Source organism: Bacillus sp. FSL E2-8900, from assembly GCF_037966225.1.
GTDB lineage: Bacteria > Bacillota > Bacilli > Bacillales > Bacillaceae_G > Bacillus_A > Bacillus_A cereus.
The window spans coordinates 4,770,948-4,790,306 of record NZ_CP150193.1 but is presented as its reverse complement, the minus strand read 5'-3'; the positions used below and the strand labels follow the sequence as shown (position 1 = coordinate 4,790,306).

The window sequence follows — 19,359 nt, the reverse complement described above, 5'->3', positions numbered from 1 at the left end:
AACTTGATACTTTTCTTATTATGTATATCTTTCTCCAATAGAGGAACTCTCAAACAATCTATATTTTGGAAATATAAAATGAGAATAAAAAATAGCATCCTCTTATAAGAAAGAGGATGCTATTTGAATATTTCATAATTGAAAAGGCTATACTACAATTAGTCTTCGCGTTTTTTCACTTTTTTATAAAAGGAAATGATTGGTTTGTAGCGTTCATGTACAAGCCCGATTATTTCAGCAATGATTTCTGTGAAGAAAATCAAAGCGAAAAGAAGAATAATGGATAGCCATAACGTTGCACTAGTGAAAATAATGGCATTTACACTAAAGAAAATACCGAATGCGTATATAATTAGTACCGTTTTGCGATGAGAGAATCCCATTGCAAGTAAGCGGTGATGTAAATGCGATTTATCTGGTGCTGAAATAGGTTTTTTATTTACGATACGACGGATGATTGCAAAGATCGTATCAAATATAGGTACACCTAAAATGATAATTGGAACGATAAAACTGAATAACGTTACACTTTTGTATAATCCAAGTAACGATATAACAGAAATACAGTATCCTAAAAATAGTGCTCCTGTATCTCCCATGAAAATTTTTGCTGGATGGAAGTTGTAGAATAAAAATCCAATTGTACTTGCTAATATAATTAATGCGAGTGGCAAGATAATAGCTGTTCCAGTACCCCATGGGCTAGTGAAGGCCATATATGCTAGCGTTGCAAGTACGATAGATGAAATCCCAGCAGATAATCCATCTAAGCCGTCAATTAAGTTGATTGCATTTGTAATACCTACAAGCCAAAATACTGTAATTGGATAAGCAAGCCATCCAAGTTCAGTATCCCCAAGGAATGGGATATATAATACTTGCACTAATAATCCACTTTTTACAATCATAATGGCAACTAACAGTTGTCCACCGAATTTTACTCTCGCAGATAACTCGTACATATCATCTAAAATTCCGATGATTACAATGATAATCGCACCTAGCGTTATCGATAACATTCTTTGCTCATATAAGCCGCCGACAACAAATCCTACAGCTACACCAATAAATATTGCTAACCCGCCAAGACGTGGCATAATCTTTTGGTGCACTTTACGTGCGTTTGGCTTATCTGTCGCTCCTATTTTAAAAGCTAATTTAATAACTAAAGGAGTAACGACGAGTACAGTGATGAAAGATGCCAAAATGGCATAAATCACTTGTGAGTCCATTAATACCCCACCCTTTATAGTCTAACGTAATTTTTTTTTGAAAATATATTTATCTGAAAATTATGATGTTTATTTACAGGCTCATAACATATGGTATCACAAAAAGATTAGAATTCAATCTTTTTTTCTTTTTACGGTTAATGGAAGCGAATAGAATATATGACAATTGTATATAGAATGTTGAATCATATGAGAAGGTTAATCGTACTGGACTTCGGAATGTGACATTTCCTCTTTTTCTTCGATAGTGAATACTTTTATTTCAGTATTATAAGTGTTGCACGTAGAAATGAGTAAGTTTCGTGTTAAAATGTGGGAATTTATTACGCGTGACCTGGCAGCCTAATTCTCACTGATTAAGTTTTACTTTATAGTGCATTTAATTTTACAAAAACTTTAAAAAAAGTAAGGGAAGTAATTCATATAATGAAGAAGGAAAAGGGTTTTCTCATTTTTAATATGAGAGGGGGAAGCGCAGGGAGAGTTCTATATTTCATATCTTTTCTATTGTGAATTCCTGTGCGAAAAGGAAATGAAAATTACGATAGTAGGTACTGGATATGTTGGATTGATTACAGGAGTAGGATTGGCAAAATTAGGGCATTCAGTTACATGTTTTGATATAGATGATGAAAAAATTGAACGGATAAAACAAGGGGATTTACCTATTTATGAGGTTAGATTACATGAATTAATAAATTATGCATATGAGAATAATGCTTTAACTTTTACATCAAATAAAGAAGAGGCATTTGATGATGTAGAGTTTATATTTATTGCAGTTGGAACACCACCTTTATTAGATGGGACGGCAGATTTAACGTATATTCAGAGTGCTTGTAACGATATTGGATTATATGCGACGAACGATATTATTGTTGTTACGAAAAGTACAGTTCCAGTAGGTACAAATGATGTAATGAAGGGATGGATTGAGGAGAAGTTAAAAGGGAGGCATACAGTACATATCGTATCGAATCCAGAGTTTTTGCGTGAAGGTTCAGGTATTTATGATTTCTTTCATGGAGATCGTATTGTAATTGGAGCGGATAGTGAGGAAGTAGCAAGAAGAGTAGAGAGTTTGTATAGTGAATTATGTTTAGAGACGTATGTTACAGATATTAAAAGTGCAGAGATGATTAAATACGCGTCGAATGCCTTTTTAGCTACAAAGATTAGTTTCATTAATGAAATTTCAAATATATGTGAGAAGGTAGGCGCGAATGTATTGGATGTTGCCAAAGGGATGGGAATGGATAAGAGAATTGGTGCATCTTTTTTAAATGCGGGCATTGGCTACGGAGGATCGTGTTTTCCGAAAGATACGAAAGCGCTGGTGCAAATTGCGGGAAATGTTGCTCATGATTTTCGTTTGTTAAAAGCGGTTATTGAAGTAAATAATAAGCAACAGCTGCTATTGATTGAAAAAGCGAAAAAAGTTATGAATATGAATAAAAAGCGGATTGCAGTTCTTGGCGCATCCTTTAAACCGAATACGGATGATATTAGAGAGGCATCATCTCTTATTATAATAGAAGCATTACTTAATATAGGTGCAGATATTGTTCTTTACGACCCAAAAGCAATTCAATATGTGAAAAATATATTTGGAGATGCTATACAATATAGTAGATGTATAGATGAATCGATTAGAGATGCGAGTGCGGTTTTTATCGTAACAGAATGGGAAGATATTCAAGCTTATCCGTTAGGAAAGTACGTACAACTTATGAGGGAGCCTATTTTATTTGATGGGAGAAATTGTTATACTGATGAAGATGTTAAGAAACAAAAGATAGATTATTACTCGGTGGGAAGAAAAAGTATTTGTAATAGAAAAGTTTCTGTTATGCGTTAAAAAAGGATGTACTCATGTATATTTTTATATGTCATAATAGAAGCTGTAATTAGTGAAAGAAAAGAGGCAATCACATGACTGAACGTTTAAAAGTAATGACAATTTTCGGGACACGTCCAGAAGCAATTAAAATGGCACCTCTTGTATTAGAGTTGCAAAAACACCCAGAAAAAATTGAATCGATTGTGACTGTAACAGCACAGCATCGCCAAATGTTAGATCAAGTATTAAGTATCTTTGGAATTACGCCAGATTTCGATTTAAATATCATGAAAGACCGCCAAACTTTAATTGATGTTACAACGCGTGGTTTAGAAGGTTTGGATAAAGTAATGAAAGAAGCGAAGCCGGATATTGTACTTGTACATGGTGATACAACAACAACATTTATTGCAAGCTTAGCTGCTTTTTATAATCAAATTCCAGTAGGTCATGTTGAGGCGGGCCTTCGTACGTGGGATAAGTATTCTCCATACCCAGAAGAGATGAATCGTCAATTAACAGGTGTAATGGCGGATCTTCATTTCTCACCAACAGCAAAATCAGCAACGAACTTACAGAAGGAAAATAAAGATGAGTCACGTATTTTCATTACAGGAAATACAGCGATTGACGCGCTACAAACGACTGTAAAAGAAACATATAGTCATCCTGTACTAGAGAAACTTGGGAATGATCGTCTTGTACTTATGACAGCTCACCGTCGTGAAAACTTAGGTGAACCGATGCGTAATATGTTCCGTGCAATTAAGCGTCTTGTTGATAAGCATGAAGATGTACAAGTTGTGTACCCTGTTCATATGAACCCTGTTGTTCGTGAAATAGCAAATGAAATTTTAGGTGAACATAACCGTATTCATTTAATTGAGCCGCTAGATGTAATTGATTTCCACAATGTTGCAGCTCGTTCATACTTAATGTTAACGGATTCTGGTGGTGTACAAGAAGAAGCTCCATCACTTGGGGTACCAGTTCTTGTTCTTCGTGATACAACAGAGCGCCCTGAAGGTATTGAAGCAGGTACGCTGAAATTAGCAGGAACAGACGAAGAGACAATCTTTGGTCTTGCTGATGAGTTGTTATCAGATAAAGAAGCCCATGATAAGATGGCGAAAGCATCTAACCCTTATGGTGATGGTCGTGCATCAGAGCGTATTGTAGAAGCGATTTTACAACACTTTAATAAGTAAATAAAAAGGGCCCAATCGGATAGATTGGGCCCTTTTTTTTACGGCTGATTGCGCATAATCCACTCTGCATGAGCATTTGTAGAAGGTGGCGGATCAGTTGGTGTTTTATTTTGGTTTGTCTCTTTTTTTGTTTGTTCGTTAGAGTTAGAACTTGAATTTAAATCAGGATTTGAGTTGTTTTTTGTAGTTGGATTTTTTGCTTTTTCTCCTAATTCTTTTTCAATTTCGTTACGCACCGTTTCTACACTGATTGGATCTGGAAGGAAGTAATAAATACCGCCTATCTTTTTGTCTTCGCCTTCAAGCTTTAACGTTTGCATTGTAGAAGGATCAAATCCAGAAAGTTTATTGTAAAGAGCAAGTCCGTCTGAAATAGGAATGTCGGTTTTTATATATTTTCCAACGACAGCTGTTAAATCTTTAATTTTAAATACAGTAGAGGTGGAGTTTAGTTTATGAGCAACAGCGGCCAGTAATTGTCTTTGTCTAGCAGCTCGACCATAATCGCCATTTGGATCTTGCTTTCGCATACGGACGTAAGCAAGTGCTTCTTCACCGTTTAAGTTTTGCTGTCCTTGCTTAAATTGAATTTTTTTGTAGTAATCCACGTCAGAGCGCTCCCAGAAATCGAAGGGTACGTCAACGGTAACGCCGCCAACAGCATCAACGATACCTTTAAAGCCTTGGAAATCAATTTTCAGATAATGGTCTACAGGAACTTTTAGAAAGCCTTCGACAGTTTTGATTGCCATTTCTTCTCCGCCGTAAGCATGGGCAGCGTTAATTTTGTCTTCCTTATTTTTGCCAACAATTTTAACTCGAGAATCACGAGGAATACTCATAAGTGAAATCTTTTGCGTTTTTGGATTGACTGTTGCAAACATTAATGAGTCTGTACGACCATTTTGACCATCTGTCGCATAATCTTCTATACCCATAATGAGAATTGTAAAAGGTTCTTTTGTAATTTCTACATCTTTGTTTCTTAAATCTGATTTTTCACGAGTAAAACCACTATACATCCCCATAAGAGAAGAGTAAGAATTTAACACATAAACTCCTATGCTGCCAAATAAAAATGCGAAAATAAGGAAGAAGAAAAGTTTCCTTCTTCGCTTCTTTTTTATTCTGCTATTTTGGAGATGATAATAACGTTCTTCCATATATAATCTCCTTAGTTCGTTAGTTCATTTGTAGGGAAGTAATTCACTACATTAATCTTTGAAGGTGATAAATTGGTTATGCTTAGATAACATCTTGTTCCAAGTACAACATATCTCCTTCTGTAATTGTACATTTCCCGTTTGTTAATTCAATCATCCAATCTGTAAATGCTTGTTTGCCGTCTTCTTCTACATACGTATCAAATGTGACATTTTCTAGATAATGTATATCTTTAATGGCATATTTTGAATTGCGTAATTCATTTTCCACTTTGCCAAGTAATGTGTAATCAATCTCGGTTTGCATCACACGCATTAGTTTTCGCTGGACAACACCGACATGATTAACGCCTTCGCTTGTACACTTTCCATATGCACGAATTAATCCACCTGCACCAAGTTTAATGCCACCAAAATAGCGTGTTACGACAACGACGGTATCTTTTAGTCCACGTTTTTTAAGTACTTCCAGCATTGGTACGCCAGCTGTACCGCTAGGCTCACCGTCATCATTTGCTTTTTGAATATGATCTTGTTCGCCAATTAAATAAGCGGAACAATTATGTGTTGCATTCCAATGTTGTTTTTTTATTTTTTGTATAAATTCTTGAGCCTCTTCCTCAGTCGTTGCTCGGCTAATATAACAAATAAATCTTGATTTTTGAATGACGATTTCGTGTTCGCCGTAGTCTTTGATTGTTAAATATTGTAATAGCACTTGTGTACGCCCCTATCTATCAAAATGACTAGTACTTTCCATTTTAAAAGCGAGCCTTTTTATATTCAAACATTTTTTCTAAATATGCTGAAGTTTTTGGTGAGTATTTTATCTTTTTGTTGTAATTTGTCGAGATGGTAGGTATAATTTCAACCGGCATTTTCATGTATGGATGCACCATTTGTAGTTTTCGTGTAAAATTAGGAAATAAAACTTTTTATAAGGCAGGTACGAAAATGAAAATAGCTATTGTTACTGATAGTACGGCATATATACCGAAGCAAATTCGTGATGAACTCAATATATATATGATTCCATTAAACGTTGTGTTTGGAACAGAATCTTATCAAGAAGAAGCTGAAATTTCAGCAGATGATTTTTATGTGAAAGTACGTGAACAAGAGGAACTTCCAAAAACTTCTCAACCAGCAATCGGAAAGTTTGTTGAGCTATATGAAGAACTAGCTAAAGATTATGATGCAGTTATTAGTATTCACCTATCAAGTGGAATTAGTGGTACATATCAAACATCAACGACAGCTGGACAGATGGTAGAGGGTATTGATGTATACACGTATGACTCTGAAATTAGTTGTGAAGTACAAGGATTTTATGTGCGTGAAGGTGCAAAGTTAGCAAGTGAAGGAAAGAACCCAAAAGAAATTATCGCTCGTTTTGATGAAATGAAGAAAACGATGGACGCCTATTTTGTAGTTGATGATTTACATCATTTACAGCGTGGTGGTCGATTGAATAGCGCGCAAGCTTTCATCGGCAGTCTGTTACAAGTGAAGCCAGTTTTATATTTTAGAGATAAAATCATTATTCCGTTTGAAAAGATTCGTACACGTAAAAAAGCATTAAAACGTATCATTGAAATTTTTGATGAACAAGCAAGTAAAGGTGTACCTATGGAAGCAGTTATCATTCATGCGCAACGTGAAGAGGAAGCGAATGAATGGAAGAAAGAATTAGAAGCAAAATATCCTCACGTCACAATTCGTACAGGTTATTTTGGAGCTGTAATTGGTACACACTTAGGTGAAGGTGCATTAGGTCTTGGATGGTATACGAAGTAATAAAGATATAAAAAGCTCTCTTTTTAAGAGGGTTTTTTTACGGGTATGTTACGTTTAGTTGACAAGTTAATATTTGGAAATGGTAAAATGTACGTAAAATAAAATAATGAGGAAAGTTTTATAACTTACTTTTTACAAGAAACTATATTATAATAGAAGAGAGGTGAAACATATGGAGCATAATTCTTGTTTATGTCCAAAGTTTGAGTCAGCTTTTACTCTGCTTAGTAAGAAGTGGACTGGCTTAATTATTAAATCTTTGCTTGAAGAGTCGAAACGTTTTAGAGAAATCGCAGATATTATCCCAAATATGAGCGATCGTATGTTGTCAGAGCGTTTAAAGGAATTGGAAAGCGAGGGCATTGTAGTTCGTAATGTCTATCCAGAAGTACCAGTTCGAATCGAGTATGGCTTAACTGACAAGGGAAAAGCGTTAGAAAGTGTTATGGATGAGGTCCAAAATTGGGCTGAGAAATGGATGAAGTAGTATTTCATTTGTATTCGTATTCGTATTCGTATATTTAATAAAACGTAAGGGATTCCTTACGTTTTTTCTTTGTTTATAGAAGTGAGAAAAGTATATAAATTTCTACACATACATACAAAAATATACGCATTTTGCGCTAGAGCTACATATAATATTACATTTGTTTTACAAAAACGTAACATTAGCAAAAAAAATCCCGAATTATGGTATAAATTTTATAGGTTATATACGGAAAAAGAAAAAAGAAAGCGGTGTAAAAAATAAAATGAAAAAGCTAAAAATGGCATCTTGTGCATTAGTTGCAGGATTAATGTTTTCTGGGCTAACACCAAATGTATTTGCAGAAGATAAAATTTCTGACGTGAAATCACAAATTAACACACAAAATGACACTTTACATAAACAACAACAAGAACGTGATGAATTACAAAAGCAAATGAATGACTTAAACAAAACAATTCAAGGTTTAGATAAATCTGTTCAAGAGAATGCTGCAAAGCTTGATGAAACAATGAAAAAAGTTTCTGATACTGAGCAATTAATTGAAAAGAAAAATAAAGATATTGCAGAATTACAAACAAAGATTGCAAAACGTGAAGAACTATTAAGAAAGCGTTTAGTTGCACTTCAAGAACAACCAAATACGAACGTTGTAACAGAAGTTCTTGTAAACTCTAAAAACATTGCAGATTTAGTTGATCGTTTAACTTCTGTTTCTAAAATTCTTGAGTCTGATGAAGATATCATGAAAACACAACAAGAAGATCAAGCTAGTGTGAAAAAAGATGTTGCAACGGTAAAAGAGAAACAAAAAGAATTAAAAGAAGCACAAGCTCAAATTGAAACTGCTAAGAAAGATCTTGACGCTGAAAAAGCGAAAAAAGAAACTGCAGTAAATGATTTAAGCGGTAAAATGGAAACAGTTGTAACTACAATGACAAGTACGGAAAGCCAATTAAAAGAGCTTGAACAACAGGCATTAAAATTACAACAAATTGCTGAAAAAGAAGCGCAAGAAAAAGCTGCACAAGAAGCTGCTGCTCAAAAGCAAGCAGAGCAAGCTGCTAAAGACGCGCAAGCTCAGCCAGCACAGCAACCAGCGGCGGCTCAACCAGCACAAACGCAAGCTCAACCAGCAGCTCCAGCAAATAATGCTGTACAAGCTCCAAAAGAAGAGTCTAAAAAAGAAGAACCTAAAAAAGAAGAAGCGAAAAAACCAGCACCAGTAGTAACAAATGATGGTGGCGGAAGACAAGATGTTGTTGAAAAAGCTAAAGGCTTAGTAGGTCTAAAATACGTATGGGGTAGTGCGTCAATTTCAAACGGTGGTTTTGACTGCAGTGGTTTAATCTCTTACGTTTACGGTTTAGGTCGTCAAGATACTAGAAGTCTATGGAGTTCTGTACAAAAAATCAGCCCATCTGAAGCAAAACCAGGAGACCTTATCTTCTTACAAGGCACATATAGAGCGGGCGTATCTCACGTTGGAATTTACATTGGTGGCGGTCAAATGATTCATGCTGCTGATGAGTCAACAGGCGTTGCTTATGGTAGCGTAAATAGCTCTTACAACCAAAAACATTTCTTAGGTTACGGAAGATTATAGAATTATAATTCAATAAAAAAAGTGTATAAAGTCGATAGCTTACTATTTTATAAGTAGGTTATCGGCTTTTTTGAGTTTTTACGAGATGATGAGAAAGGTTTATAGTAGTGCTGGAGGTGATTGTTGATGGTAGCGGGGAAACAGTTGCTATTAGAAGAACTTTCTTCAGATTTACAGAGGAAATTAAACGATTTGAAAAAGAAGGGAGAGATCGTATGTGTACAAGGTGTAAAAAAGAAGAATTCTAAATATATGTGCCAACGCTGTGGAAATGTAGATCGGCGGCTATTTGCGTCGTTTTTATGTAAAAGGTGCAGTAAAGTGTGCACATATTGCCGGAAGTGTATAACGATGGGGAGAGTAAGTGAATGTACTGTACTTGTTCGCGGGATTGCTGAAAGAAAGAGAGAAAAGAATTCAAATTTGTTACAGTGGAACGGGACGTTGTCTACTGGCCAGAATTTGGCGGCGCAAGGAGTTATAGAGGCTATTAAGCAAAAAGAATCATTTTTTATTTGGGCTGTATGCGGGGCTGGGAAAACAGAGATGTTGTTTTACGGTATTAACGAAGCGCTTCAAAAAGGAGAAAGAGTTTGTATCGCAACGCCAAGAACGGATGTTGTTTTGGAATTAGCACCGAGATTACAAGAAGTATTTCCATATATAAAGGTAGTGGCTTTATATGGAGGGAGTGTAGATAAAGAAAAAGATGCAGTATTAGTCGTTGCGACCACGCATCAATTATTACGTTATTATAGGGCGTTTCATGTCATAGTTGTAGATGAGATAGATGCTTTTCCATATTGTGCAGATCAAATGTTACAGTACGCGGTAAAACAAGCGATGAAAGAAAAAGCGGCGCGTATTTATTTAACTGCGACTCCAGATGAAACGTGGAAGCGAAAATTTAGAAAAGGTGAACAAAAAGGTGTTATTGTTTCTGGACGATATCACCGTCATCCGTTGCCAGTTCCTCTATTTTGCTGGTGCGGAAATTGGAAGAAAAGCCTCAACCGTGAAAGAATTCCTCGAGTTTTACTACAATGGTTAAAGATGCACTTAAACAAAAAGTATCCTGTTTTTTTATTCGTTCCCCATGTACGATATATAGAAGAAATAAGCTCGTTATTGAAATCATTGCATAATAAAGTTGAAGGGGTACATGCAGAAGATCCGATGAGAAAAGAGAAAGTCGCAGCGTTCAGAAAGGGAGAAATCCCATTATTAGTTACAACGACAATTTTAGAGCGAGGCGTAACGGTGAAAAATTTGCAAGTTGCAGTTTTAGGGGCGGAAGAAGAAATATTTTCAGAAAGTGCGCTCGTACAAATTGCGGGCCGAGCAGGGCGGAGCTTTGAAGCACCGTATGGAGAGGTCATTTATTTTCACTATGGCAAGACAAAGGCGATGGTGCGCGCGAAAAAACATATTCAAGGTATGAATAAAAATGCGAAAGAACAAGGATTGATCGATTAATGCATTGTTTACTTTGTGATGAGTGTTTTGTAGAAAAGGTTAGTTGGTACACTTTTTTTGTAAAGTGTCATAGAAAATATATATGTGATAGATGTGAGCAGAAACTTTCCTATATTATAGGAGAAATTTGCATGGAGTGCGGGCGACCTTTAGAATTTGTTCCTGCCTCATTTCAAGAAGACGGTATTTGTATAGATTGTATAAGGTGGATGAAAGAGGAGAAGTATCGTTCTTTTAAAAACCGTTCGTTATATATGTATGATGAGATGAAAGAAATAGTAGCGCAGTTTAAGTTTCGGGGGGATGCAGAGTTAGTGCACATTTTTTATCGTCCTTTTCGAAGTTTATTTCAAAAGTGTTTTGCCAATGTTTCAACTGTTATCGCTGTTCCGCTTAGTAAGGAAAGGGAAGTTGAACGTGGTTTTAATCAAGCTGAGTTATTAGCAACTTGTTTGCCTGTCAAAATTTCTTATCCATCATTAAGAAGAAGGGAAACAGAAAAGCAAAGTAAGAAGACACGTAAAGAAAGGGTGTCAGGAAGCAATCCTTTTTATTTTCAGGGAGAAGAGATGTTTTCTGGGCAACATATTTTACTCGTTGATGACGTGTATACGACAGGGATTACGGTCAGGCAAATCGGAAGTTTGTTATATGAAAGAGGGGCAAGGGAAGTATCTAGTTTGACACTTTGTAGAAGTTAATATGGCAGTGTCGAAAGGGATAAGAAAAAGGCGATAAGTCTTCTTTGACTTCATATGTTGTCATTCGTTATAGTCAAAATATGGGGCGAATACCCTGATTTTTAGAGTGAAGGGAATGGAATGAACATGCAAGGAAGAGTGAAATGGTTCAATGCAGAAAAGGGATTTGGGTTTATTGAGCGTGAAGATGGTGACGATGTATTTGTCCATTTTTCTGCTATTCAACAAGATGGGTATAAGTCATTGGAAGAAGGGCAACAAGTAGAGTTTGACATTGTAGATGGAGCACGTGGACCACAAGCAGCTAATGTTGTGAAACTGTAGGGTATATTGTTTTGGGAAGAGAAAGCTGCGTTTGTGGCAACGTTATATATATGTAGTAGAACCTCTTGTTTTTCGCAAGGGGTTTTTGTTATAGGGTAAGTTGTCAAAAAGTTGTTTCTTTTCTGTAACGAATTGTCCACAGAAATATTCGTTATTCACGATGTTAATAGGATAAAATAAAGATAGAAACGATGCATCTTTTCATTTCAACAAAAAACGATAAAAAAATCGCAATTCCACTAATTTTTTTAAAAAAGTTAGAAGGAGTTTTTAAGCCAATGTCGAAATTATAGTACATAGGCTTGAAAGGAGGAATTCATCTATGAAATTCAACATTCGTGGTGAAAATATTGAAGTAACTCCAGCATTAAAGGAATATGTAGAGAAAAAACTAAGTAAGTTAGAGCGTTATTTTGATACATTCCCAGAGATTAAAGTTAATTTAAAAGTATACTCTGACAAGCAACGTGTCGAGGTAACAATTCCATTTACTGATTTATTACTTCGTGCAGAAGAAACTAATAGCGATATGTACGCTGCTATCGATTTAGTAGTTGATAAAATTGAGCGACAAATTCGTAAACATAAAACAAAAGTAAATCGTAAGTTACGTGAGAAAGGTTCTATAAAAACGAACTTTATCCTTCCAGAAGCAGTAGCTGTTTTGGATGAGGTAGAAGAAGATGAATTAGAACTTGTACGTACAAAACGATTCGATTTAAAGCCGATGGACGTTGAAGAGGCAATCCTACAAATGGATATGCTAGGACATAATTTCTTCGTCTTCACAAATGCTGATACAAACGAAACTAATGTTGTATATGGCCGTAAGGATGGGAAATACGGTTTAATCGAAACTAAATAATAATTCGAAAGCGCAGCCAAATGAGGCTGCGCTTTTTTTGCTGAAAATAGATTTTTAAAAAACTTTTCTTAATTTAGAACGAGACAATCGGCCGATTGTTGTCATAGTTATAAGACAAGTGTTACAATTATCATTAGGTATATACATTTTAGTTTTTTTAATTAGGAGAAAAATTGGCATAACATACATTTGATTTTTATAACGACTGATTGTAATAGAGAAAAAGAAAAACAATCGGAAGTTTTATTTTAATAAAAAGAGGAGCGTATTTCCTATGATCGGTATTTTAAAAAAGGTGTTTGATGTAAATCAACGCCAAATTAAACGTATGCAAAAGACAGTTGAGCAAATTGATGCATTAGAGTCATCTATTAAGCCACTAACTGATGAACAATTAAAAGGAAAGACGCTTGAATTTAAAGAACGTCTAACAAAAGGTGAAACAGTAGATGATTTACTACCTGAAGCTTTTGCAGTTGTTCGCGAAGCGGCAACTCGTGTTCTTGGAATGCGTCCATATGGCGTACAGTTAATGGGTGGTATTGCCTTACATGAAGGGAATATTTCTGAGATGAAAACGGGTGAAGGTAAAACGTTAACATCTACATTACCTGTATATTTAAATGCTTTAACAGGAAAAGGTGTTCACGTTGTTACAGTCAATGAATATTTAGCACAACGTGATGCGAGCGAAATGGGACAACTTCATGAGTTCCTTGGCTTAACGGTAGGAATTAACTTAAATAGTATGTCACGCGAAGAGAAACAAGAGGCTTATGCTGCTGATATTACGTATAGCACAAATAATGAGCTTGGATTCGATTACTTACGTGATAACATGGTTTTATATAAAGAGCAGTGCGTTCAACGTCCACTTCACTTTGCTATTATCGATGAAGTCGATTCTATTTTAGTCGATGAAGCACGTACGCCGCTTATTATTTCAGGACAAGCTCAAAAATCAACAGAGCTATACATGTTTGCAAATGCATTTGTTCGTACGTTAGAAAATGAAAAAGATTATTCATTTGATGTGAAAACGAAAAATGTAATGCTAACAGAAGATGGTATTACGAAAGCAGAGAAAGCTTTCCATATTGAAAACTTATTCGATTTAAAACATGTAGCACTTCTTCACCATATTAATCAGGGGCTTCGTGCACACGTTGTTATGCATCGTGATACAGATTATGTTGTACAAGAAGGCGAAATCGTAATTGTAGACCAATTCACTGGTCGTCTTATGAAAGGTCGTCGTTATAGCGAAGGATTACACCAAGCGATTGAAGCAAAAGAAGGTGTAGAAATTCAAAATGAAAGCATGACGCTTGCAACAATTACATTCCAGAACTACTTCCGTATGTATGAAAAATTATCTGGTATGACTGGTACAGCGAAAACAGAGGAAGAGGAATTCCGTAACATTTACAATATGAACGTTATTGTAATTCCGACAAACAAACCGATTATTCGTGATGATCGTGCCGATTTAATCTTTAAATCAATGGAAGGTAAGTTCAATGCTGTTGTTGAGGATATTGTAAATCGTCATAAAAAAGGACAACCTGTTCTTGTAGGTACAGTTGCAATTGAAACTTCAGAGCTTATTTCAAAAATGTTAACGCGTAAAGGTGTACGTCATAACATCTTAAATGCGAAAAACCATGCTCGTGAAGCAGATATCATTGCAGAGGCTGGTATGAAAGGTGCTGTAACAATCGCGACGAACATGGCAGGTCGTGGTACAGATATTAAGCTTGGAGACGATGTGAAAAACGTTGGTTTAGCAGTTATCGGTACAGAGCGTCACGAAAGTCGTCGTATTGATAATCAGTTACGTGGTCGTGCTGGTCGTCAAGGGGACCCTGGTGTTACGCAATTCTACTTATCGATGGAAGATGAATTAATGCGCCGATTTGGTTCAGATAATATGAAAGCAATGATGGACCGCCTTGGTATGGATGATTCTCAGCCGATTGAAAGTAAAATGGTTTCTCGTGCGGTAGAATCTGCACAAAAACGTGTTGAAGGAAATAACTATGATGCACGTAAGCAGTTACTGCAATATGATGATGTACTTCGTCAGCAACGTGAAGTTATTTACAAACAGCGTCAAGAGGTAATGGAGTCTGACAACTTACGCGGCATTATTGAAGGTATGATGAAATCTACAGTAGAACGTGCTGTTGCTCTTCATACACAAGAGGAAATTGAAGAAGATTGGAACATTAAAGGTCTTGTTGACTACTTAAATACAAACCTTCTTCAAGACGGAGATGTAAAAGAAGAAGAATTACGTCGCCTTGCTCCTGAGGAAATGAGCGAGCCAATTATTGCGAAATTAATTGAGCGATACAATGAAAAAGAAAAGCTTATGCCAGAAGAGCAAATGCGTGAGTTTGAGAAGGTTGTTGTATTCCGCGTTGTAGATACGAAATGGACAGAGCATATTGATGCGATGGATCACCTTCGTGAAGGTATTCATTTACGTGCTTACGGTCAAATCGATCCACTTCGTGAGTACCAAATGGAAGGATTCGCGATGTTCGAGTCAATGGTTGCTTCTATTGAAGAGGAAATTTCTCGTTACATTATGAAAGCTGAAATTGAACAAAACTTAGAACGTCAAGAAGTTGTTCAAGGTGAAGCTGTTCATCCTTCTAGCGATGGCGAAGAAGCAAAGAAAAAGCCAGTTGTAAAAGGTGACCAAGTGGGCCGCAACGATTTATGTAAATGTGGTAGCGGTAAAAAATATAAAAACTGCTGTGGTATCGTTCAGTAATATAGGACGGTAGCTTAGGCTGTTTTGCAAACTTTTATATCAAAAATGTATAATTAAGAAGGATTAAACTCTCTCCGTAATAAGTGGAGAGAGTTTCCCTTGTTTTCATACGAAAGTAACAGCAATTACATAGAGGTGAAGGAAATGGAATTAGTAGAAATTAGACAGGAATTAGAGAAAATGGCTAAGCGATTAGCGGCTTTTAGGGGGTCTCTTTGACCTCCCTACTAAGGAGAAACAAATTGCAGAATTAGAAGAGAAAATGATGGGCGCAGGATTTTGGGATGACCAACAAGGCGCACAAGCTGTAATTAATGAAGCGAATGCGTTAAAAGATATGGTTGGAAAGTTCCGTCAGTTAGATGAGACGTTCGAAAATTTAGAAATCACGCATGAGCTTTTAAAAGAAGAGTATGATGAAGATTTACATGAGGAATTAGAATCAGAAGTAAAAGGCTTAATTCAAGAAATGAATGAGTATGAGCTTCAGTTACTATTAAGTGATCCTTATGATAAAAATAATGCGATTTTAGAATTACATCCAGGTGCAGGTGGAACTGAGTCACAAGACTGGGGTTCTATGCTATTACGTATGTACACACGCTGGGCTGAAAAACGCGGATTCAAAGTAGAAACGGTTGACTATTTACCAGGTGATGAAGCTGGTATTAAGAGTGTAACTTTATTAATTAAAGGTCATAACGCTTACGGTTACTTAAAAGCAGAGAAAGGTGTACATCGTCTTGTACGTATTTCACCATTCGATTCTTCAGGGCGTCGTCATACATCATTCGTATCTTGTGAAGTTGTACCAGAGTTCAATGATGAAGTTGAAATCGAAGTACGTACAGAAGATTTAAAAATTGATACGTACCGAGCAAGTGGAGCTGGTGGACAGCACGTAAATACGACAGATTCAGCAGTTCGTATTACACATACACCGACAAATACGGTTGTAACATGTCAGTCGGAGCGTTCTCAAATTAAAAACCGTGAGCATGCGATGAAAATGTTAAAAGCGAAATTATATCAAAAGAAACTAGAAGAGCAACAAGCAGAATTAGATGAAATTCGCGGAGAGCAAAAAGAAATCGGATGGGGTAGCCAAATCCGTTCTTACGTATTCCACCCGTATTCTCTTGTAAAAGACCATCGTACAAATACGGAGGTTGGTAACGTACAAGCTGTTATGGATGGAGAGATTGATCCATTTATTGATGCTTACTTACGTTCTCGCATCTAATAAGCGAAAAAAAGCCAACGAAATTGTTGGCGCATGCTGAGGACAATAGAGGATATAAAGAATTTGATTTTATTTTTATAGATGAAGTAAAGAGGAAGAGAAGTTGGAAACGACAACTTCTCTTTTTGATGGGATTATATGTAGATTACAATGCTGTATATTGTTTTGTAAAAAGTAGAGAATAGTAAAATAGAGCGGTAATATGGTAAAGATTTATATAGAACTTTTCTAATTTTCCTTTTAAAAAGGATGCTTTATAGAAGTTTTTTAAGTTGTTCACAGAATTGAAACAACTTATGAAAGCTTTATTTTATCAAGGTTCTCACTGTATTTTTGAGGAATATGAAATACACCTTAGTTTTTCTATATAAAGATAATGCTTATAATGAAAATGAGTGTGTTAGGAATAAAAAGAATATCAACAATGGGGAGCGATAGAAGTGAAAAAGAAATTGTTGGCTATTGCGCTAGGGACATCGGTTGTTTTTGCTTTAGGAGCATGCGGAAATAAAGAAGAGAGTAAGTCTTCGAAACAGTCTGCAAGTACAGACAGCGCAGAACAAATTTTCCAAAGAAGTTGTGCGGGATGTCACGCAACAGATTTATCAGGGGCAACTGGACCTGATTTAAGAAAAGTAGGCGGTAAGTACGACGCTGCAGATATCGAAGAGATTATTAAAAAAGGCCGCGGTTCAATGTCACCAGGACTTATTCAAGGTGAAGATGCGAAAAAAGTGTCTGAATGGTTAGCTGAACATAAATAAAAGAGGTGAAATGGACGAGTTGATAATATAGTCAACTCGTTTTCCTTTTTTCTGGTATGTAACATAACTGTAACAAAAATGTATCCAAATTGGAAACCGTTTGATGTTACAATGGGGTTTGTAGAATTTTGCTGAAATATATTACATAGAGTGGTATTGCTTATGAGAAAGCATAAGTAAACTATCTTCAACAAGGATGACTAAATGAAAATGAAGGATGTCTTTTGTTTTCAGATGTACAGAAAAGTATTTCGAAAAAAATCATTAAGTATTGGGTGATAAATAATGATAAAAATGACGAATGTTTATAAGGAGTACCCGAATGGTATGAAAGCCATTGCTGGTCTTACAGTTAACATTAAACAAGGTGAATTCGTATACGTAGTTGGACCGAGTGGAGCCGGAAAATCTACATTTATTAAAATGATGTATCGTGAAGAGAAACCATCTACAGGATCTATTAATGTAAATGGACTTACTATCGAAACATTGGCAGAAAGAGACGTTCCGTATTTTCGTCGTCAATTAGGCGTGATTTTCCAAGATTTCAAATTGCTACCTAAATTAACGGTATATGAGAATGTTTCGTTTGCTTTAGAAGTAATTGAAGAAGAACCGGATGCAATTCGTGAGCGTGTAACAGAAGTTCTAGGTCTTGTAGGCCTTGAAGATCGTGCAGACGCACTTCCAAGTGAGCTTTCGGGCGGGGAGCAACAACGTGTGGCTATTGCAAGAGCAATTGTAAATAGACCAAAGGTTGTAATTGCCGATGAGCCAACAGGTAACTTAGATATTGAAACAGCTCTTGATATTATGAATATTTTTACTCGCATTAATGAGCGCGGCACAACGATTGTTATGGCGACGCATAATGCAGATATCGTAAATACAATCCGTCATCGTGTGATCGCGATTGAAGGCGGAAAAATTGTTCGAGATGAGATTGAGGGAGGATACGGATATGAAGGCTAAGACCCTTAGTCGACATTTGCGAGAAGGTGTAAAGAATCTATCACGTAACGGATGGATGACATTTGCTTCTGTTAGTGCAGTAACAGTTACATTATTACTTGTAGGTGTCTTTTTAACAGCGATTATGAATATGAACCATTTTGCGACGAAAGTAGAGCAAGATGTAGAGATTCGTGTACACATTGATCCAGCTGCAAAAGAAGCGGATCAAAAGAAATTAGAAGAAGATATGAGTAAGATTGCAAAAGTAGATTCTATTAAATATTCTTCTAAAGAAGAAGAGTTAAAACGTTTAATTAAAAGCTTAGGTGATAGTGGAAAAACGTTTGAGTTATTTGAACAAGATAACCCACTTAAAAACGTATTCGTTGTAAAAGCGAAAGAACCAACCGATACAGCGACAATCGCGAAGAAGGTTGAAAAAATGCAGTTTGTTAGTAATGTTCAGTACGGAAAAGGACAAGTTGAACGATTATTTGATACTGTAAAAACTGGTCGTAACATTGGGATTGCGTTAATTGCTGGTCTTTTATTCACAGCGATGTTCTTAATCTCTAATACAATTAAAATTACAATTTATGCTCGTAGTACAGAAATTGAAATTATGAAACTTGTTGGTGCAACAAACTGGTTTATTCGTTGGCCATTCTTGCTAGAGGGATTATTCTTAGGAGTATTAGGATCAATTATTCCAATTGGCCTAATTCTAATTACGTATAATTCGTTGCAAGGTGTGTTTAATGAAAAACTTGGCGGAACAATTTTCGAGCTTCTACCATACAGTCCGTTCGTATTCCAATTAGCTGGTTTACTAGTGTTAATCGGTGCTTTAATCGGTATGTGGGGAAGTGTAATGTCAATTCGTCGCTTCTTAAAAGTATAAAAAGTTGCAAACATAA

Annotated in this window: 17 protein-coding genes; 14 read left to right on the top strand and 3 right to left on the bottom strand. The window is 36.0% G+C overall.

Translation table 11 applies throughout. The features are described 5' to 3' along the window. Nucleotides 1-158: 158 nt before the first annotated feature. Nucleotides 159-1,232: an MraY family glycosyltransferase gene (locus NST90_RS24645; RefSeq protein WP_000378319.1), complete on the bottom strand. Its 1,074-nt coding sequence runs from the start codon at nt 1,230-1,232 to the stop codon at nt 159-161. A gap of 532 nt (nt 1,233-1,764) precedes the next feature. Here NST90_RS24645 and NST90_RS24640 point away from each other — a divergent pair. After that, nucleotides 1,765-3,090 (top strand): UDP-glucose/GDP-mannose dehydrogenase family protein, encoded by a 1,326-nt coding sequence (locus NST90_RS24640; protein ID WP_000704933.1) that lies wholly within the window; start codon nt 1,765-1,767, stop codon nt 3,088-3,090. A 74-nt stretch (nt 3,091-3,164) separates the two neighbouring features. Then, on the top strand, nt 3,165-4,280 hold the full coding sequence (gene wecB / locus NST90_RS24635; protein WP_000140145.1) for a UDP-N-acetylglucosamine 2-epimerase (non-hydrolyzing): 1,116 nt from the start codon (nt 3,165-3,167) through the stop codon (nt 4,278-4,280). A gap of 38 nt (nt 4,281-4,318) precedes the next feature. On the opposite strand, the gene NST90_RS24630 is transcribed toward wecB, so the two are convergent. Further along, a complete protein-coding gene (locus tag NST90_RS24630; protein ID WP_000392794.1) occupies nt 4,319-5,443 on the bottom strand; it encodes an LCP family protein in 1,125 nt (374 codons plus the stop codon). An 82-nt stretch (nt 5,444-5,525) separates the two neighbouring features. Next, complete coding sequence (locus NST90_RS24625; RefSeq protein ID WP_000926672.1) at nt 5,526-6,161, bottom strand: YigZ family protein; 636 nt, start codon at nt 6,159-6,161, stop codon at nt 5,526-5,528. A gap of 236 nt (nt 6,162-6,397) precedes the next feature. Between NST90_RS24625 and NST90_RS24620 the strand changes: the two genes are divergently transcribed. The 12 genes from NST90_RS24620 to ftsX all read left to right on the top strand — a co-directional run bounded on the left by NST90_RS24620 (nt 6,398) and on the right by ftsX (nt 19,343). Then, nucleotides 6,398-7,240 (top strand): DegV family protein, encoded by an 843-nt coding sequence (locus NST90_RS24620; RefSeq protein ID WP_000684725.1) that lies wholly within the window; start codon nt 6,398-6,400, stop codon nt 7,238-7,240. A gap of 172 nt (nt 7,241-7,412) precedes the next feature. Continuing rightward, complete coding sequence (locus NST90_RS24615) at nt 7,413-7,727, top strand: helix-turn-helix domain-containing protein (RefSeq protein WP_000400857.1); 315 nt, start codon at nt 7,413-7,415, stop codon at nt 7,725-7,727. Between the two features lie 160 nt (nt 7,728-7,887). Continuing rightward, complete coding sequence (locus NST90_RS24610) at nt 7,888-9,333, top strand: C40 family peptidase (protein WP_016123771.1); 1,446 nt, start codon at nt 7,888-7,890, stop codon at nt 9,331-9,333. 126 nt (nt 9,334-9,459) lie between these two features. Further along, complete coding sequence (comFA, locus tag NST90_RS24605) at nt 9,460-10,809, top strand: ATP-dependent helicase ComFA (RefSeq protein WP_000225361.1); 1,350 nt, start codon at nt 9,460-9,462, stop codon at nt 10,807-10,809. Continuing rightward, nucleotides 10,809-11,510 carry a ComF family protein gene (locus NST90_RS24600; RefSeq protein WP_033687567.1) on the top strand — a complete coding sequence of 234 codons (702 nt, stop codon included), beginning with the start codon at nt 10,809-10,811 and terminating at the stop codon, nt 11,508-11,510. The genes comFA and NST90_RS24600 overlap by 1 nt, the downstream gene beginning before the upstream one ends. Nucleotides 11,511-11,636: 126 nt before the next feature. Next, nucleotides 11,637-11,834, top strand: a complete 198-nt coding sequence (cspC, locus tag NST90_RS24595; RefSeq protein ID WP_001990088.1) for a cold shock protein CspC — start codon at nt 11,637-11,639, stop codon at nt 11,832-11,834. 322 nt (nt 11,835-12,156) lie between these two features. Further along, on the top strand, nt 12,157-12,699 hold the full coding sequence (gene raiA, locus NST90_RS24590; protein WP_000671185.1) for a ribosome-associated translation inhibitor RaiA: 543 nt from the start codon (nt 12,157-12,159) through the stop codon (nt 12,697-12,699). A gap of 274 nt (nt 12,700-12,973) precedes the next feature. Beyond that, nucleotides 12,974-15,481, top strand: coding sequence for a preprotein translocase subunit SecA (secA, locus tag NST90_RS24585; RefSeq protein ID WP_000579387.1), 2,508 nt, complete (start codon nt 12,974-12,976; stop codon nt 15,479-15,481). 144 nt (nt 15,482-15,625) lie between these two features. Beyond that, nucleotides 15,626-16,724 (top strand): peptide chain release factor 2 gene (gene prfB / locus NST90_RS24580; RefSeq protein WP_096001716.1). Its coding sequence is split into 2 segments (ribosomal slippage): nt 15,626-15,697 and nt 15,699-16,724, totalling 1,098 coding nucleotides; the frame shifts between segments, so codons are not numbered across the junction. A gap of 440 nt (nt 16,725-17,164) precedes the next feature. Next, entirely contained in the window at nt 17,165-17,488 is a 324-nt protein-coding gene (cccB, locus tag NST90_RS24575) for a cytochrome c551 (protein ID WP_000727971.1), read from the top strand. Between the two features lie 285 nt (nt 17,489-17,773). Next, a complete protein-coding gene (ftsE, locus tag NST90_RS24570) occupies nt 17,774-18,460 on the top strand; it encodes a cell division ATP-binding protein FtsE (protein ID WP_000594321.1) in 687 nt (228 codons plus the stop codon). Next, nucleotides 18,450-19,343, top strand: a complete 894-nt coding sequence (gene ftsX / locus NST90_RS24565) for a permease-like cell division protein FtsX (protein ID WP_000645027.1) — start codon at nt 18,450-18,452, stop codon at nt 19,341-19,343. Before ftsE ends, ftsX begins: the two co-directional genes overlap by 11 nt. Nucleotides 19,344-19,359: the final 16 nt, after the last annotated feature.

Bases quoted from the DNA above. Each gene is read 5' to 3' on its own strand.
- cspC (WP_001990088.1), top strand. From the start codon at position 11,637: ATGCAAGGAAGAGTGAAATGGTTCAATGCAGAAAAGGGATTTGGGTTT.
- secA (WP_000579387.1), top strand. From the start codon at position 12,974: ATGATCGGTATTTTAAAAAAGGTGTTTGATGTAAATCAACGCCAAATT.
- NST90_RS24640 (WP_000704933.1), top strand. From the start codon at position 1,765: ATGAAAATTACGATAGTAGGTACTGGATATGTTGGATTGATTACAGGA.
- ftsE (WP_000594321.1), top strand. From the start codon at position 17,774: ATGATAAAAATGACGAATGTTTATAAGGAGTACCCGAATGGTATGAAA.
- NST90_RS24630 (WP_000392794.1), bottom strand. From the start codon at position 5,443: ATGGAAGAACGTTATTATCATCTCCAAAATAGCAGAATAAAAAAGAAG.
- NST90_RS24615 (WP_000400857.1), top strand. From the start codon at position 7,413: ATGGAGCATAATTCTTGTTTATGTCCAAAGTTTGAGTCAGCTTTTACT.
- wecB (WP_000140145.1), top strand. From the start codon at position 3,165: ATGACTGAACGTTTAAAAGTAATGACAATTTTCGGGACACGTCCAGAA.
- comFA (WP_000225361.1), top strand. From the start codon at position 9,460: ATGGTAGCGGGGAAACAGTTGCTATTAGAAGAACTTTCTTCAGATTTA.
- NST90_RS24620 (WP_000684725.1), top strand. From the start codon at position 6,398: ATGAAAATAGCTATTGTTACTGATAGTACGGCATATATACCGAAGCAA.
- ftsX (WP_000645027.1), top strand. From the start codon at position 18,450: ATGAAGGCTAAGACCCTTAGTCGACATTTGCGAGAAGGTGTAAAGAAT.
- NST90_RS24600 (WP_033687567.1), top strand. From the start codon at position 10,809: ATGCATTGTTTACTTTGTGATGAGTGTTTTGTAGAAAAGGTTAGTTGG.
- NST90_RS24645 (WP_000378319.1), bottom strand. From the start codon at position 1,232: ATGGACTCACAAGTGATTTATGCCATTTTGGCATCTTTCATCACTGTA.
- raiA (WP_000671185.1), top strand. From the start codon at position 12,157: ATGAAATTCAACATTCGTGGTGAAAATATTGAAGTAACTCCAGCATTA.